The organism is Candidatus Vesicomyosocius sp. SY067_SCS001, from assembly GCF_014706615.1.
Taxonomy (GTDB): domain Bacteria; phylum Pseudomonadota; class Gammaproteobacteria; order PS1; family Pseudothioglobaceae; genus Ruthia.
This window is the reverse complement of record NZ_CP054877.1, coordinates 347,079-364,784: the sequence shown is the minus strand read 5'-3', so window position 1 is coordinate 364,784 and position 17,706 is coordinate 347,079. Positions and strand designations below refer to the sequence as shown.

Below are 17,706 nucleotides of genomic sequence, written 5' to 3'. Positions count from 1 at the left end.
GTAATAAAGTTACCAAGATCAGTAAAGCACACTAGTCATCAAGCCAGTAATAGCATCATCTATTGTTGCTTTTAATACACAATCGATAGACGTCTACTTTAGATAAATTTACTACTGACGTAATTACATCGATTAATTCTAATTTGTTCATTTTTTCTCTTCAAAAAATTAATTTCTAAAAGAAATATTAATCATATAAGAATAGTAGGTAATAAAAATAAAAATTTTAGCTATTACTCTACTATAAAAACATTTTTCTTAGTAAATTAAAAATTTACAAAGAAAAAATAATCATCAATCAAAGCTATTACCTATAATTTATTTGTTTTAGCGCCCTTTGTTTATCTCTTTGCCAATCTCTTAATTTATTATCTTGACGCTTATCATAAGATTTTTTACCTTTAGCCAGACCAATTTCTAACTTCACCCTACCTCTAATCCAATAAAGCTTAAGCGGTACAATAGTAGCACCTTTCTGATTGATCTTCTCCTTAATACGATTAATCTCTAAACGATTAAGTAATAATTTTCGTGTACGGATAGGATTAGAATTAACATGCGTTGATACGCTTTTCAGTGGTGAAATATGTGCACCATATAAAAATACCTCATTACTCCTTAAAATGACATAACTTTCCTTAATTTGAACTTTAGAATCTCTTAAACTTTTTACTTCCCAACCTTCTAAACTTAAACCAGCTTCCAAGGTTTGTTCGATAAAATAGACATACCTTGCTTTTTTATTAAATGCAATGGTATTTAAACTTATTTTTTTATTTTTTTTAACCATTATTATTTTTATCCATGCATCATATTTCTAAAAATGCCATTGTTTCCTATTCTTGTAAACAAATGTATCAATTGATTAATCAAGTTAATCAATACCCTGAATTTCTTAATTGGTGTTCAGATTCTTCTATTTTAGAGCAATCTGCTAATCAAATCATAGCCTCAATTAAGATTAACAAAGGAGCTTTTAATCAAACTTTTACAACAACAAACACTTTAATTCCCTATCAAAGAATTGACATGCAACTTAAAAAAGGACTATTTAAACAACTAAACGGATCATGGGTATTTGTTGCTTTAAATAGCACTGCCTGTAAGATTGAGCTAAATTTAGCATTTAGTTTTTCATCAAAACTTGTAGATATTTCTATATCACATATTTTTACCTCAATTGCCAATTCTCAACTAGATGCATTTATAGTAAGAGCTAAAACAATATATGGTTAAAACATGTTTATTTAACAAACTATATGATATACTAGTGAATGAATTTTAATATTCAAAATAAATATTACTATTAATAATTATAAGTCAAACATAATACTTAAAAAGTTAAAATTTAGATGCTAATTCTGCTAACAAAATTAATCACCGCTTCATATACCTTTATATACATATAAAAAGGAGTTTAATCAAAATATTTTCATTTCTTTATTCAGAAAAGAAATAATATTTCAACTCAAGCTAATCTTATCCATGGCTAAGTTTGCCAATCCATCCACAATGTCATTGCCTTTATTGCTACTATGACTCTTGACCCAATACCAAATAACATCGTACTTCTTGTTCAACACATCTAAGCGTTGCCATAAGTCTATATTTTTAACTGGTCTTTTTTTAGAAGTTTCCCAATTTTTGGCTTTCCAAGCCTTCATCCACTCATTAATACCAGTTATTACATATTTAGAATCTGTAAATAAATCAATACCAATTTGATAAGATTTAATCTCTTCTAATGCTTTAATAGTTGCAATCAACTCCATACGATTGTTAGTGGTTTTTTTTTCACTACCTTTAAGTTTTTTATCATAATCACCATATTTCAACCATACGCCCCAGCCACCAATACCGGGATTGCCACGACAACCACCATCTGTGTAAATAACTATTCTATTCATCAATATTAATTTGTAACCAAAATTCTAATAACGCCAAATGCCATAAACGTGAACCATTAAGTGGGGTCATATAATTATGAGGTTTATTGATTACTTTAGCAATAAATATCTGACTAAAAATACCACGATTAATACATTTACTTGAAGTTAGTATATCTGACATAAAATCTAAGAATTCACCTTGAATATATTTTAGTGCTGGCATTGGAAAATAGCTTTTCTTGCGATCAATCACACTGTTAGGTAACAAACCCCTAGCAATTTGTTTAAGTGGATATTTTCCTTTATTAAACATCTTCAAACTTGGCGACATACTCAAAGCATATTCTACAAGCTTATAATCCATAAACGGCATGCGTGCCTCTAAACTCCAAGCCATAGTCATATTATCTACCCTTTTTACAGGATCGTCTACTACTAAACGGGTAACATCAGTGCGAAAGACTTTATCCATAAACGTATCTGTATTTTCCTTAGTAAATTCGTGATTAAGCCAAGTTTCTGTATGGTTTCCGCTGTGATATTTTAGATCAACCGTTTGCAAATATTCTTCATATGGCCTATCCACATAATGCTTAGTAAAACGCTCAATATCAGAACCTGTCTGAGCTTTCATACGTTCATACCAAAAATAACCTGCAAAAACCTCATCTGCACCTTGTCCAGAAAGAACCACCTTAATATGCTTGGATACTTGTTCAGATAATAAGTAAAATGCCACTGCATCTTGGGCTACCATTGGCTCGCTCATATTTGTAACTGCTTCACCAAGACGTGTTAGTACTTGTGAATTACTAACCATATATTTTTTATGCTGAGTTTTAAACCGAGTAACAATTTGATCAGAATATTCAAACTCAGATCCATTTTCACCATTAATATCTTCAAAACCAATTGAAAACGTGCGTACGTTATTATACCCTATCTCTCTAATCAACGCTACTAAAAGTGATGAATCTAACCCACCAGAAAGCAACACTCCAATTGGTACATCTGTAGCATTCATACGTTTTAAAACACTATCTCTTAAAAGTTCATGCGTACGCTGAATAGATTGATCATTTGTACATGCTTCTTTTAGACGAATAGACTTTGGATGCCAATAAGTTTTTTCGACAACTTTACCTTTAGCACTAATGGTTAACGTGGTTGCTGGTTTGATTTTATTGACTCCATTAATAATAGTATTAGGCGCTGGTACAACCCCATGTAATGAAAGTTGCTGCTGTAAGGCAACAGAGTTAATACTTTTATCCACCTCTTGTGTTACCAATGCCTGAACATTAGAAGCAAAGCTAAATGCCTTATCTGTCAAATTAAAATAAAATGGTTTAATACCCATTCGATCACGAGCAACAAACAACTGGTTTTGAACCTTATCCCAAACACAAAAAGCAAACATACCATCTAAATGTATAACACAGTCCTCACCCCAATAGTGGTAGGACTTGATAATTACTTCAGTATCAGAATGTGAAAAAAATCGATAATCTTGCTTAATTAAATACTTGCGCAAAGCTTGATAATTATAAATCGTGCCATTAAAAACCAAGACTAAACCAAGATTCTTATCAATCATTGGCTGATAGGCGTGATTAGATAAATCAATAATAGCAAGTCTCTGATGTCCCAAACCAATATGACCATCAATCCAAAAACCATTAGAATCAGGACCACGATGTACCATCTTTTTCATCATTTTCTTAAGGCTATCGTCACTCACTACTTGACTATCAAATCTTAACTGTCCACAAAGTCCACACATAAAATTTATTAAAGAAGTAAAATGAGTGATTTTAACAAGTATTGTGTATCAATAATGGCTAAAACACTCTACAATAAACTGATGGATGCACACGTCATACGTGAAAATATTTCAACTGCATTGATTTATATTGATAGGCATCTTATTCACGAAGTAACTTCTCCTCAAGCATTTGAAGGGTTGTCAATAGCAGGCAGAAAACTTTGGCGTAAAAGTACCAACTTAGCAGTACCTGACCATAATGTACCAACAACTAATCGCTCATCAGGTGTTAGTAGCATCAGTGATCCTATTTCAAGAATACAAATTGAAACCTTAGGGAAAAACTGCGAATTTTTTGGTATTGATGAAATACCTATGAACGACATCCGTCAAGGTATTGTACATGTGATTGGTCCTGAACAAGGTGCTACCTTGCCAGGTATGAGTATTGTCTGTGGTGATTCACATACCTCAACTCATGGTGCACTTGGTGCATTAGCCTTTGGTATTGGCACTAGCGAGGTTGAACATGTATTAGCCACTAACTGTTTATGGCAATCTAAATCTAAAAATTTTAATATTGAAATTAATGGCTCACTTAATCAACATGTTAGTGCAAAAGATGTTGCTCTTTATATTATTGGTCAACTCGGCACTGCAGGAGGTATGGGTTTTGCAATTGAATTTAGCGGTAATACCATTCAGAATATGTCAATCGAAGGTAGAATGACACTATGCAATATGGCAATTGAAGCAGGTGCACGTATTGGTATGGTTGCTGTTGATAAAAAAACCATTAACTATGTCAAAGATCGCCCATTGGCACCTTCAGGAATTAAATGGAGAAAAGCAGTAGAATATTGGCAAACACTACATTCTGACAAAAACGCACACTTTGATAAAACAATGCGTTTTGATGCAAAAGATATTAAGTCACAAGTTACTTGGGGAACATCACCAGACATGGTGGTGGCAACTGATGAGTATGTACCAAATCCTGCTAACGCAAAAAATCAAACTGAAAAAAATAGCTGGAAAAATGCACTTAATTATATGCATCTAAATGCTAATACAAAAATATCAGATATTAAAATCGATAAAATTTTTATTGGATCATGTACTAACTCACGGATTGAAGATTTACGTATTGCAGCTAGTATCTTAAAAGATAATAAAATTGCCAATAATATCAAACTCGCTTTAGTTGTACCTGGTTCGGGAATTATTAAAAAACAAGCCGAAGAAGAGGAGTTAGATAAAATTTTTATAAATAGTGGGTTTGAATGGAGAGAAGCAGGTTGCTCAATGTGTCTAGCTATGAACGCTGATAAGTTAGAAGTAGGTGAAAGATGTGCAAGTACTTCAAATCGCAACTTTGAAGGTCGTCAAGGTCAAGGCTCATTTACTCACTTAGTTAGCCCTGCTATTGCAGCTTCAAGCGCTATTGCTGGTTATTTGTCAGAAGTTAAATAAATGCAAAAATTTACTACATTTACTTCAATAGCAATACCACTTAAACGTGCTAATATCGATACTGATGCGATTATTCCTAAACAGTTTTTAAAGTCTATTAAACGTTCTGGTTTTGGTGCTAATTTATTTGATGAATGGCGTTATTTAGACCACGGTAAAATTGGTATGGATAATTCTAAACGTCCTCTTAATATGGATTTTGTGTTAAATCAACCAAAATATCAAGATGCAAAAATACTATTGGTACTGAAGAATTTTGGCTGCGGATCAAGTCGAGAACATGCACCTTGGGCATTAGAAGATTATGGTTTTAAAACAATTATTGCACCTAGTTTTGCGGATATTTTTTATAATAATTGTTTTAAAAATGGCATCCTACCTATTGTACAAAATAATAATATAATGGATGAATTATTTTCCTCAACTGATAAAATAACTATTAGTCTTGACACTCAAAGTATCAATGTAAACAATAAAACTTACCATTTTGAAATAGATATAGAACGAAAAATACGCCTAATCAATGGGCTCGATGATATTAGTTTAACTTTACAATATATAAATGATATTAAAACATTTGAAAAACACTATTTTAATAAGTATGATTGGTTATGATTGGTAAACTATCAGGCACTATTTTAGAAAAAAAACCACCTGAAATATTACTTGAAGTAAATAAAATTGGCTATGAGATTTTATGCTCAATGTCAAGTTTTTATGCAATGGGTAATAAAAAACAACTCTCGTTATACACCCACTTATTAATCAAAGAAAACGCGCATATTTTATACGGTTTTGTCACTAAAGATGAAAAAACCTTATTTAGAGAGTTGATTAGAATAAATGGTATTGGCCCTAAAGTAGCATTAGCTATTTTGTCTCATCTTGACATTAATTCACTAATAAAAGTTATTATAGATGGAAATGATGCTTTACTAGCAAAAACCCCAGGAATTGGCATAAAAACAGCACAAAAACTTATTGTAGAACTTAAAAACCGTTTAGAAAAACTAAAACTAAACAGTGAAAATAATAAAAATATTCATATAAAATTCAATAAAAATCCTAATATCAAGCAAGCATCAGCTGCTTTACAAACACTTGGATTTACAGCTAAAGAATCTGAAAAAATGCTATCTGTTATTAAAGATAACTCACTTTCAACTAAGACATTAATTCGACAAGCACTACAAAACAAATAATCCTTAATTTATAAACACTCACAAAGTACAAGCTTGCTATAATCAAAGTATATCTAAAATACTTATATCCTTGATATTTATACCCATACTAACATGGGCTCATCCTATGAATGAATTAGAGCAAAATTATATTGATAAAGGTAAAAATTATACACCCAGAACAAAATATCTTGATAAGCAAGGGCGTGCTAAATTTGTTAATCATCTAATTCTAACATCTTCACCTTATTTATTACAACATGCTCATAATCCTGTTAATTGGTATGAGTTTTCAGATGAAGCATTTGACAAAGCAAAACATGAAAATAAACCTATTTTTATCTCTATTGGCTACGCTACTTGTCATTGGTGTCATGTAATGGAAAAAGAAAGTTTTGATAATATTGAAGTAGCAACATTTCTTAATCAATATTTTATTGCCATTAAAGTTGATCGTGAAATTCGCCCTGATATTGATAATGCCTATATGAATGTATCGCAATTATTAAATGGCTCTGGCGGTTGGCCACTCAATGCAATTTTACTACCTAATGGTAAAGCGTTTTTTGCAGGTACTTATTTTCCTAGAAATAAACTGTTAGATATATTAGCACAAGTACAAAATTTATGGGAAAATAAAGAAAACGAGTTAAACAAACAAGCGAATAAAATTAGTCAAACGCTAAATCAATCAAAAGCAACATCCAACCAGATCGTTAATGATCATATTATTATTAAGTCTATTGAAGCCATCCTAAATGACTTTGATGAGCTTAAAGGTGGTTTTGGACAAGCCCCTAAATTTCCACATGAATCTACACTACTATTACTTATCAATGAACAAAGACGAAACCCTAGTGAAAATAAATTAAATGCTATCACAACAACACTAGATACAATGGCAAGCGGGGGTTTATATGATGTTATTGGCGGGGGTTTTCATCGCTATTCAACAGATAATTCTTGGCTTGTACCGCACTTTGAAAAGATGTTGTACAACCAAGCACAACTTTCTCTCGTATATACTCATGCTTATACATTAACAAAGAAGCCTTTATATAAACGCATCTCTAAAAAAACTTTAGATTACACATTGACAGAAATGCAAGATACTAGTAACGGGTTTTTCTCTGCTACTGACGCTGATTCACAAAACGAAGAAGGCGTATTCTTTATTTGGTCAATTGATGAATTAAACGATATTTTTACTCAACAAGAGTTAGAGCAATTCAAACAATGGTTTGATTTATCGAGCAATACCGATTTTAAGAAAGGTCATATTATCCGTTTTAAAAATATAAATAATATTAACCCAAAAGACAACAAAATAATTAATATCTTATTAGATAAATTATACCAAATTAGAAATAAGAGACTTTCGCCTCTTACGGATAACAAAATATTATTATCATGGAATGCACTAATGGTTCAAAGCTTGCTTGAAGCAGGCGAAGCTTTTAATGAAGGAAAATACACTAAACTAGGAATAAACTTAGCTAATTACTTACATACTCATTTCAATAAAAATAACCATCTTTACAGGGTATCAATTGACTCTAAACTTGGAACATTAGCACTATTCGAAGACTATGCTTATTTATCTAATGCTTATTTATCTGTATTTGACCAAACTAATGACAAAAAATGGCTTGATAGAGTTATTACTCTTGTTAATGTAATGAATGAAAAATTTTGGGATAAACAATACCATGGCTTTAATATAAATCACAACACAAAATATTTAACAACAAACCAAAAAGAAGGTTTTGATGGTGCGATCCCATCTACCAACGCTATAGCCTATAAAGTATTGACAAAACTAAGCAGCAGAATTCATGTTGATGATTTTAAACAACAAGCAACTCAATTATTAAACTCATTTGCTAAACAAATTAATCAAAACCCAAGTAACTACACTTCATTTATATTAGGTATTAATAACCAATTAAATGAAGAAATGAATCCTATTCAAACAATCTATAAAGGACATATTCGTATACATTCTCGCTTTCATAATAATCAATTATTAATTAACCTCGAACTACAACCACTTTGGCATATAAATTCTAACAAACCATTGCAAGATTCTTTAATTGCTACTAAGATTATCAATACTAATACTGATTATTGGACAATAAATCATGTCATTTATCCACAAGATGAACTGATTAATTTAGACTTTACAAAAGAAAAAATTTCTATTTATAGAGGCAAAATACAAATTCAAGTCGCTCTTACAAATAATACAAAACAATACCGACCACCAACTTTACAACTAACCTTGCAAGGTTGCAGTAACAAGGCATGTCTAACGCCAAAAACTATTACCATACAACCTAATTAGAATAGTCTTTATTATTAACATAACTATCCAAATAGTAAACAAAATTAACATTTGTATATTTATATTATATATCATAGATATTTCTTTTATCTATTTGTACTCCATATAAAATAGTAAAATACCTACTTCTATCCAATAAATAAAAGATACTAAACCTCTATACTAAACCCATAATCTTTTATTAATGTTAGTCCCTATTGAGGCTTGTAAAGCTACTTTACTGTTATTTTTTATAATCACATAACGGTTTAAAAAAGAAATAACACAAAATGCTAATTAAACAAGTAAAATATTTATCAAACAGCACTTTATTAAATAAATTTTAATTATTTACCAAAAGTTTCTTTAGCCAATTAATTAACTCATGGTTAATTAAATATAAACAAGGTAATAGAACGAGTGTCATCAACGTTCCAAATAACAAACCATAACCCAATGAAAGCGCCATAGGTTGTAAAATAAAATCTGTGCCACCAATGCCGTAAGCAAGTGGTATTACACCTGCTAAGGTAGTTAATGTTGTTAACACAACAGCACGCAATCGGTCTTTTGCACCTTGAACAACCCATTTATTAACACTCATGGTAGATACAAATTTTGTCTTTAAATAGTTCAGATGAGCAACCATTATTAAAGAATCGTTCACAATAACCCCTACTAATGCCAATGTGCCCAATATTGCAAAAAAGCTAAGTGTTTCTCCATGAAAAAAAAAGGCCCAGATAACACCAATAATAGAAAAAGGCACAGCAATTAAAACTAATATCGGTTGTGAATAAGAGTTAAACAATAAAATTAATAATAAAAATATAGAAAAAATTGCCATGATAAATGCCTCTTTAAAACTATCCATTGCCTTTTTCGTATCTTTATTTCCTCCTTCACTAGTCATTTGAATTGCAGGATACTTACTAACTAAATCTAACTGCTTGAGCGCTTGACTAATAACTTCACCAGAAGTAGTTATTTCATCATCAACACTACCGCTAAGCATAACTGAACGTTGCCCGTTAAAATGATTAAAGTTTGGCTCTCCTTTAATTTTTTGCAATAAAACAAATTGTTTAAGTGGTATAGGACGACCTTGGCGATTGTTAATTTTTAGTAATGTTAGAAAATTATTTGACTGTTTATCACTACCTAAATAAATTCTAAAATAGACATTATTATCACCATAACGTACACTAGTAACATTAGTACCTGTAAAAACTGCCTTTAAATAATCATCAACTACTGAAAAATCAACATCAAATCTAGACATTTTTTCAAAATCAATCACAACCTCAATACGTGTTTTTCCTGATTTATCATCTCGCTCAATGTTATCTATTCCATCAATACCTAATAATATTCTCTCTAAAGCATCAGCAGCATTCTGACGTTGTATATTATCACTACCTACTAAATTTATTTCCACATCTTCACCTTGTGATGGACCTGGTCTACTTATTGAAAACTTTAGTTCTTGTGAAAATTTTATATCCTTAGCACGTTCTTTTAACTTAGCAAGTAAAGATTTAGATGTTTCTACTCTTGTGCTAGAAGGTACTAGTTCAATACTAAACTTAGCTACATTAGTAAAATAATGACCAACATTATTGGTTAATGAATCTAAATCCTCGCCCACAACTTCTATAATCATTTTCTCTACTTGTTTAGAAATAGACTCTGTTCGTTCTAAAGAAGTACCAATGGGCATATTTAATCTTGCATCAATACTATCTGCTCCTACTGTAGGAAATTGTACATACTTCATATGAGTTTTAGCAAAATACAAAGAGCCTATAAGAACAATACTAAAAATAAAAACAACACTATAACGCCATTTCAATACTTCTGTTAAAAAACCTTCAAACCAATCTTCAATACATATAAACCATATTTTTCCTTTGTTTTTCTCATCACTATTAGCAAGATGTGCTGGCAATGCCAAACTAACTTCTAAAAAAGAAATAGTCAAAGAAAAAATAACTACTAAAGGAATGACATAAATAAATTTACCCATCGTTCCTCCCATAAAAAACATCGAAGAGAAAGCTAAAATAGTGGTCAAAATTGTCGTAATCACAGGTGCAATAACACGCTTAAACCCAAGCACAGTAGACTGATATCTGTCTTTTCCTAACTGTTTATAATGATGTATACTTTCTGCTATTACAATACTATCATCCACTACAATACCAAGTATTAAAATCATTGCAGCCAGCGAAACAAGATTAATAGTCTCACCTGTTATACCTAATAAAGATACCGTACCTAAAAGAGATACTGGTAAACCAATTGATACCCAAAAAGCCGTTTTAAACGATAAAAATAAAGACAAAATAATTAGCACTAATAGTAAACCAATTAAACCATTATTGGTTACAATATTAAGTCTATTACGAACATGCTTGGACTCATCTGATGAATAAAAAAAATTCAAGCTAGTTGGATATTTAGCTTTTAACTCCAATACTCTGTCTTTAACTAAATCAACCGTAGTAATTATATCCGCATGTTCTTGTTTACGGATTCTCAGAATAAAACCTTTGGTACCATTCACACGAATAATAGAAGTCTCTTTCTTGTTTCCACTAGTAATTTTTGCAACATCTTTTAAACGAATAACAGGTCCATCAAAAGTTGATTTAATAATAACATTACTAACAGCCTCAACCTCATCAAAATTAGCTAAAATAACAATGGTTTTTTCATTAATATCATTATTATTACCAACAGTGTAGCGTTTATTACGATTTTTAATCGCTTTAATTACTTGAGGCAAGGATAAATTATGTTGATATAAGCTATCAGGATTAACTTTAATTTGAATTTCACGATCAAGATAACCCTCTTTAATAACTTTTGAAACACCTTTAACTAACGCTAAAGAATCACTCATATCATCAATAATATCCCTCAATACTTGGTAGGATAGATTATCGCTACTAATATTAATGTTTAAAATACTTTTTAGTGAATTTTTCTGGTCAACTATCCAAGGGAAACCATTAACCTCTTCAGGTAATGACTTAATACGATTAACTACATTTCTAATTTCTTGTTTTAATGGCTCAATATCATCTACATCTTGGGAAAGTGTTATGACAATACTAGATTCCCCCTCTTTAGAGATTGAACTAAATTTATCAATTCCTGAAATACTTCTCAACTCGTCTTCAATTAGATTGGTGACATTCTGCTCAACATCTTCAGGAGAAGCGCTAGGATATGCGGTTACAATAGTCATTACTTCAAAATCTACAGCTGGAAATTTATCCCTTTGAATACTATTTAAAGTAAACAGACCAAGCACAATAATAGAGATCGTTAAAACCAATGCTAGTTTCTTCTGTTTAACAAAAAAAATAAGAATATTGTCCATAAACCTTTAATAAAAGAGATAATAGCAGTATACTATTAGCACTAATACTAACACTAAACAAGCAAAGTTATATTTTATTTAGATTTTTCATGCACCTTTTCGTTCACTTACTGTTAATAAACGTTTGCGAATACGGATATTATGAGGTGTTACTTCTACTAATTCATCATCATCAATAAATTCTAGTGCTTTTTCTAGATCAAGTTTAATAGCAGGAGTTAATGATACAGCTTCATCAGTACCTGATGCACGTACATTAGTCAATTGCTTTCCCTTCATGACATTAATCATTAAATCTTTATCACGTGTATGGATACCAACCACCATACCTTCGTAAATATCAGTATTATGTTCTATAAAAAATTTCCCACTTTTCTGTAAATTAAAAATAGCATAAGCAATTGCTTGTCCTTGATTCATAGAGATCAAAGAACCATTAGAACGCTGACCAATTTCCCCTGGTTTTTGGAGTTTGTAAGTATCAAAAGTTGTATTCATTAGGCCTGTACCTGTCGTCGCTATTAAGAATTCTGTTCTAAAACCAATCAAACCACGTGCAGGAATATTAAAGTCTAACCTCACTCTGCCATTACTATCTGGCATCATATTAGTTAGTTTAGCCCTTCGTTCGCCTAATTTTTTCATCATAGTGCCTTGATGTTGGATTTCTACATCAAGACTTAAATCTTCGAATGGTTCACAAATAACGCCATCAATCTTTCTTAAAATAACTTGTGGACGACCTACTGCTAACTCAAAACCCTCTCTACGCATAGTTTCAATTAAAATTGACAAGTGCAATACACCACGACCTAAAACAATAAATTCAGATGGATCTGATGTGTTTTCAACACGAAGTGAAATATTGTACATTAACTCTTTATCTAGACGATCACGAATATTTCGTGAGGTGATAAATTTACCATCTTGTCCAGCAAATGGCGAATCATTCACACGAAATGCCATAGAAATAGTTGGTTTATCTACATTCAAAGGAGGTAACGATTCAATCGTTCCAGGGTCACAGATAGTATCTGAAATTGATATGTCTTTAATGCCTGTAATACATACAATATTACCTGCTTGTGCAGAATTAGTATCAATTTTATTCAATCCCAGAAATCCTTGTAAACTGGCAATTTTTGCCTTACGCTCACCACCATCAACATCCACAACAACAACTTGCATATTCTTTTTAATCGTACCACGAGTAATACGACCTATACTAATAGAGCCTACAAATGAAGAATAATCAAGAGCAGTGATTTGCATTTGCAATGGCGCATCAATATCAACTTCTGGAGCTTTAACCTGTTTCACAATGGTTTCAAACATAGGTGTCATGTCACCTGAACGCGTATCATCTTCTAATGAAGCATAACCATTAATACCTGAGGCATAAATAATTGGAAAATCTAATTGCTTATCAGTTGCTCCTAGCTGATCAAATAAATCAAATACTTTACCAATTACCCAATCAGGACGTGCTGCATCTTTGTCAATTTTATTAATAACGACAATCGGGTTCAAACCTTGTTCAAAAGCTTTCCTCGTCACAAAACGTGTTTGAGGCATTGGACCTTCTTGTGCATCTACAAGTAAAAGTACACTATCAACCATAGACAGAACACGTTCTACCTCACCACCAAAATCAGCATGACCCGGTGTATCTACAATATTAATATGATAATCATACCATTTAATTGCAGTATTTTTACTAGATATAGTAATGCCACGTTCTTTTTCAAGATCATTTGAATCCATCATTCGATCGCTTGACTCAAAACGAGAGTCAAATGTTTGAGATTGTTCAAGCAATTTATCAACCAAAGTTGTCTTACCATGGTCAACATGAGCAATAATAGCAATATTCCTTAATTTAGTATTCATGTGTAGTAGGTTACTGTAAAAAGATATTATTATCTCGTAAAATACTCTTCAATATTAGGAATTATTAATATGTTAAAGAAAGGCAGTTCAAGACGTTGGATGAGAGAGCATATAAACGATAAATTTGTTAAAAATGCAAAAAAAGAGGGCTATCGTTCTCGTGCTGTTTATAAGCTTATAGAGGTAATTAATAAAGAGAAATTTATCAAACCAGGAAATAAGGTAATTGACCTTGGTGCTGCTCCTGGCAGCTGGAGTCAAATGGCAATAAAAGCGGTAGGTAAATCTGGCCAAGTTATTGCCAACGATATATTGAACATCAAACCCATTGATGGAATTGATTTTTTAAAAGGTGATTTCACTAAAAATAGTGTTTATGAAGCACTTTTAAGTCTTACTATGAAACAAAAAGTTAATGTTGTCTTAAGCGATATAGCGCCAAATATGAGTGGTCAACCATCGGTTGACATTCCTAAATCTATGTACTTATGTGAACTAGCATTAGACATAGCAATTAAAATCTTAACACCTTCAGGTTATTTTTTTGTCAAAGTTTTTCAAGGAGATGGATTTGATAGATTTGTTAAATCTTGCAGGGCTTCTTTCTCTTATGTCACTATTCACAAGCCAAAAGCTTCAAGGGCAAGATCTAAAGAAGTGTACTTGCTTGCAAATAAATTAAAGCCAGTTAAGTTTATGTAAGTATTGGTTTTGCCAATAATCCATAACTACGCATGTGTAAAATAACTACTATGAAAAATTTAAGTGATATTCAATCCCTTATAAAATTAGATTTACAAAAAACAGACGAAATACTCATTAATCGTTTAAGTTCAAATGTTGCTTTGATTAATCAAATGAGCCATTATATTATCCATGCTGGAGGTAAACGCTTACGTCCACTACTCTTATTACTTTGTGCACGTGCAACTGGGTATCAAGGAAAACATCATTACCTTATGGCGGTAGTGATAGAATTAATTCATACTGCTACTTTACTACACGATGATATTGTTGATGAGTCTAGCACACGCCGAGGAAAAAATACTGTCAATGAAGTATGGGGTAATGCACCTAGTATCTTAGTAGGTGATTTTCTATATTCTCGTGCTTTTGAAATAATGGTTGAGCCTAATTTAATGTCTATTATGTGTATTCTTTCTAAAACCACCAATAATATTGCTGAAGGTGAAGTATTACAATTATTAAATTGTCAAAATGCTGAACTAACCGAAGTTGAATACTATGCAGTGATCAAACAAAAAACAGCATGTTTATTCCAAGCGGCCACCCAAATTGGCGGACTATTATCAGCTGTTAATAAAACCCAAGAGACTGCATTAAAAAACTACGGCTTACATCTTGGAAATGCTTTTCAGATTATTGATGATGTACTTGATTATGAGTCAGATGCGAAGACTATAGGTAAAGAAGTGGGTGATGATTTAAATGAAGGGAAAACCACATTACCTATGATTTACGCACTTTCTCATACTTCTGGTAATGATAAACAAATTCTAAAAGACTCCATTAATCAAGCAGATAATTCTAAAATAATACAAGTGATTAAAATTTTACAATCGGTTAAAGCCTTTGACTATACTCGCAATCAAGCGTATAAATCAGCGCAACTTGCTAAGCAATCACTCAATCTAATACCTAACTCAGACTATAAGGATGCATTAATCTTATTGTGCGATCTTTCCTTACAACGTCAGTCATAAAACAATGCTTTCAAATGAATTAAAAACTAAAATCAATCAGTCATTTAAAAACTTAAAAGAGAACATGAATGGTTTTATTACACGTCAAGCACAAAACAAAATGATTGCTGAAATCTCTAAAACTTTATCAGGAGAATATAAAAATATCCATAATATTTTATGTGTTGAAGCGCCAACAGGAACTGGAAAAACATTTGCTTACTTGCTTAGTAGCATTCCTATAGCTAAAGCTAATAAAAAGAAATTAATTATCTCTAGTGCCAATGTTGCGTTGCAAGAACAACTGTTCTTTAGAGACATACCTCAAGCACAACAATACTGCTGCGTTGATTTTGAATATACTTTAATCAAAGGGCGCTCACGTTACGTTTGTATTCGTAATTTAATCAATATATGTGAAAATAATAAAAATGATAACCATTTATTTGAATCAATGCCGTTGTTTGATAAGCCACCAGGAGAGTCTCAATTAGAACAACTTAGTAAAATGCTATATAACTATTCAACCAAGAAATGGAATGGAGAAATTGACGATTTAATACCAGCACTAAATCATTCTATTTGGCGACAAATAGCTTGCAACCGATTTACTTGCACAATAAAAAATTGTGAGTTTTATAAAGATTGCGCTTTCTTTAAAACTAGACAAAAAATTACAAAAGCAGATGTTATTGTCGCTAATCATGATTTAGTTTTAGCTGATCTTAGTACTAATAATACTATATTACCAGATGTTAGTAGATCAATTTTTATATTTGATGAAGCACATCATTTAAACTCAAAAGCATTATCACACTTCTCATTAACAACTAGTACTGAGTTTATTAAAACTAGCGTTAGGCAGACTAAAGAAGTTAGTGAAAAATTATGTAAAATTAGCAAACAAAATATACCCAATATTAACATCAAACAAATTGATGATTATATAATAGATTTAATTCAATTATTAGAACAACTAAAATTTAGTGAAAACATTTATTTATTCAACCAAGGTGTTATTGATGAGTCTATCAAACAAATAAGTAGAAATATTCTAACACTCATTAATATTATTCAAACTAAATTCACACTTTTAAAAGAATTTTGGAATGATTATTTAAAAAAAACAATCATAAATAAAAATATCAGTGATCCTGTTAACAATATGGTTGGACAGTGCGAACAGCACTTACTCAGTATTATAGCTTTATTTTCATCCTTTTTGCAAATAGATGAACCAAGTAAAATACCAAATTCACGTTGGATTGAAAAAAGTATACTCACAACAAACAAAAGAACTAACTACTTGCTTAATAGTGCACAAACTGATATTTCAAAAAATCTAGATCACTTTATTTGGTCAAAAGCTTCAGGTGCCATCCTTACTTCAGCTACTTTAACATCATTAGGTAGTTTTGAACGCTTAAATAAACAATTAGGTTTACTAAAAAATGAAAACCAATATTTACGTTTGCCATCGCCTTTTATGTTTAACCAAGTAGATCTTACTATTGCTAAACTTAAAGCTAGCCCAACTCAAGTGTATGAGCATACACAAGAAACAACATTGCAACTACTTAAACGAATCGATAATGATGAGGGTTCACTAGTACTATTTACCTCTAACAAGCAAATGCAAATGGTGGCAGGATTGATAAATAAAAGACTAAATTGTACTTTATTTATACAAGGAGAATATCCTAAAAAAAACATTTTAAAAAAACATATTGACCTGCGAAAACAGGGTAAAGGAAGTATTATTTTTGGACTAGATAGTTTTTACGAAGGAATAGATTTAAAAGGCAATAACCTTACTCATGTTATCATTACTAAATTACGCTTTAGTGTTCCTACTTCACCCATTGATAGAACACTAGCAACCTACCTTAAATCACAAAATAGAAACCATTTTATGGAAATATCTCTACCTGATGCATCACTTAAACTCATTCAAGCATGTGGTCGCCTAATTAGAACAGAAACTGATGTAGGTAAAATAACAATCTTTGACAACCGTCTGATCTCTAAATTTTATGGAAAAATACTACTCAATTCTTTGCCAAACTATAATATAATTATAGAGTAGTTTATATA

General features: G+C 31.3%; 13 protein-coding genes. 8 read left to right on the top strand and 5 right to left on the bottom strand.

Annotated elements, in window-relative coordinates; translation table 11 throughout:
- Positions 1–307: 307 nt before the first annotated feature.
- On the bottom strand, positions 308–790 hold the full coding sequence (gene smpB, locus HUW60_RS01765; RefSeq protein WP_190600729.1) for an SsrA-binding protein SmpB: 483 nt from the start codon (positions 788–790) through the stop codon (positions 308–310).
- A gap of 14 nt (positions 791–804) precedes the next feature.
- Between smpB and HUW60_RS01760 the strand changes: the two genes are divergently transcribed.
- Positions 805–1,236 carry a type II toxin-antitoxin system RatA family toxin gene (locus HUW60_RS01760; RefSeq protein ID WP_190600728.1) on the top strand — a complete coding sequence of 144 codons (432 nt, stop codon included), beginning with the start codon at positions 805–807 and terminating at the stop codon, positions 1,234–1,236.
- Positions 1,237–1,463: 227 nt separating this feature from the next.
- On the opposite strand, the gene rnhA is transcribed toward HUW60_RS01760, so the two are convergent.
- Positions 1,464–1,907, bottom strand: a complete 444-nt coding sequence (gene rnhA, locus HUW60_RS01755) for a ribonuclease HI (protein WP_190600727.1) — start codon at positions 1,905–1,907, stop codon at positions 1,464–1,466.
- Entirely contained in the window at positions 1,900–3,672 is a 1,773-nt protein-coding gene (locus HUW60_RS01750; protein WP_190600726.1) for an N-acetylglutaminylglutamine amidotransferase, read from the bottom strand. The genes rnhA and HUW60_RS01750 overlap by 8 nt, the downstream gene beginning before the upstream one ends.
- Before the next feature lie 54 nt (positions 3,673–3,726).
- Between HUW60_RS01750 and leuC the strand changes: the two genes are divergently transcribed.
- From leuC to HUW60_RS01730, 4 genes are all read left to right on the top strand, one after another.
- A complete protein-coding gene (leuC, locus tag HUW60_RS01745) occupies positions 3,727–5,127 on the top strand; it encodes a 3-isopropylmalate dehydratase large subunit (RefSeq protein WP_190600863.1) in 1,401 nt (466 codons plus the stop codon).
- Positions 5,128–5,742: a 3-isopropylmalate dehydratase small subunit gene (gene leuD, locus HUW60_RS01740; protein ID WP_190600725.1), complete on the top strand. Its 615-nt coding sequence runs from the start codon at positions 5,128–5,130 to the stop codon at positions 5,740–5,742.
- Entirely contained in the window at positions 5,739–6,329 is a 591-nt protein-coding gene (ruvA, locus tag HUW60_RS01735; protein WP_190600724.1) for a Holliday junction branch migration protein RuvA, read from the top strand. The genes leuD and ruvA overlap by 4 nt, the downstream gene beginning before the upstream one ends.
- A 106-nt stretch (positions 6,330–6,435) precedes the next feature.
- Positions 6,436–8,652, top strand: coding sequence for a thioredoxin domain-containing protein (locus HUW60_RS01730; protein ID WP_190600723.1), 2,217 nt, complete (start codon positions 6,436–6,438; stop codon positions 8,650–8,652).
- A 322-nt stretch (positions 8,653–8,974) separates the two neighbouring features.
- Here the strand turns inward: HUW60_RS01730 and HUW60_RS01725 are convergent, their stop codons facing one another.
- Together HUW60_RS01725 and typA are read right to left on the bottom strand one after the other, a co-directional pair.
- Positions 8,975–12,019, bottom strand: a complete 3,045-nt coding sequence (locus tag HUW60_RS01725; protein ID WP_190600722.1) for an efflux RND transporter permease subunit — start codon at positions 12,017–12,019, stop codon at positions 8,975–8,977.
- 87 nt (positions 12,020–12,106) lie between these two features.
- Positions 12,107–13,909: a translational GTPase TypA gene (typA, locus tag HUW60_RS01720; RefSeq protein ID WP_190600721.1), complete on the bottom strand. Its 1,803-nt coding sequence runs from the start codon at positions 13,907–13,909 to the stop codon at positions 12,107–12,109.
- A gap of 69 nt (positions 13,910–13,978) precedes the next feature.
- On the opposite strand from typA, the gene rlmE reads away from it, so the two are divergent.
- From rlmE to dinG, 3 genes are read left to right on the top strand one after another with little or no spacing between them, the layout of a single operon-like run.
- Positions 13,979–14,611 (top strand): 23S rRNA (uridine(2552)-2'-O)-methyltransferase RlmE, encoded by a 633-nt coding sequence (gene rlmE / locus HUW60_RS01715; RefSeq protein ID WP_190600720.1) that lies wholly within the window; start codon positions 13,979–13,981, stop codon positions 14,609–14,611.
- Positions 14,612–14,661: 50 nt separating this feature from the next.
- Complete coding sequence (locus tag HUW60_RS01710; RefSeq protein WP_190600862.1) at positions 14,662–15,633, top strand: polyprenyl synthetase family protein; 972 nt, start codon at positions 14,662–14,664, stop codon at positions 15,631–15,633.
- Between the two features lie 4 nt (positions 15,634–15,637).
- A complete protein-coding gene (gene dinG / locus HUW60_RS01705; RefSeq protein ID WP_190600719.1) occupies positions 15,638–17,698 on the top strand; it encodes an ATP-dependent DNA helicase DinG in 2,061 nt (686 codons plus the stop codon).
- Positions 17,699–17,706: the final 8 nt, after the last annotated feature.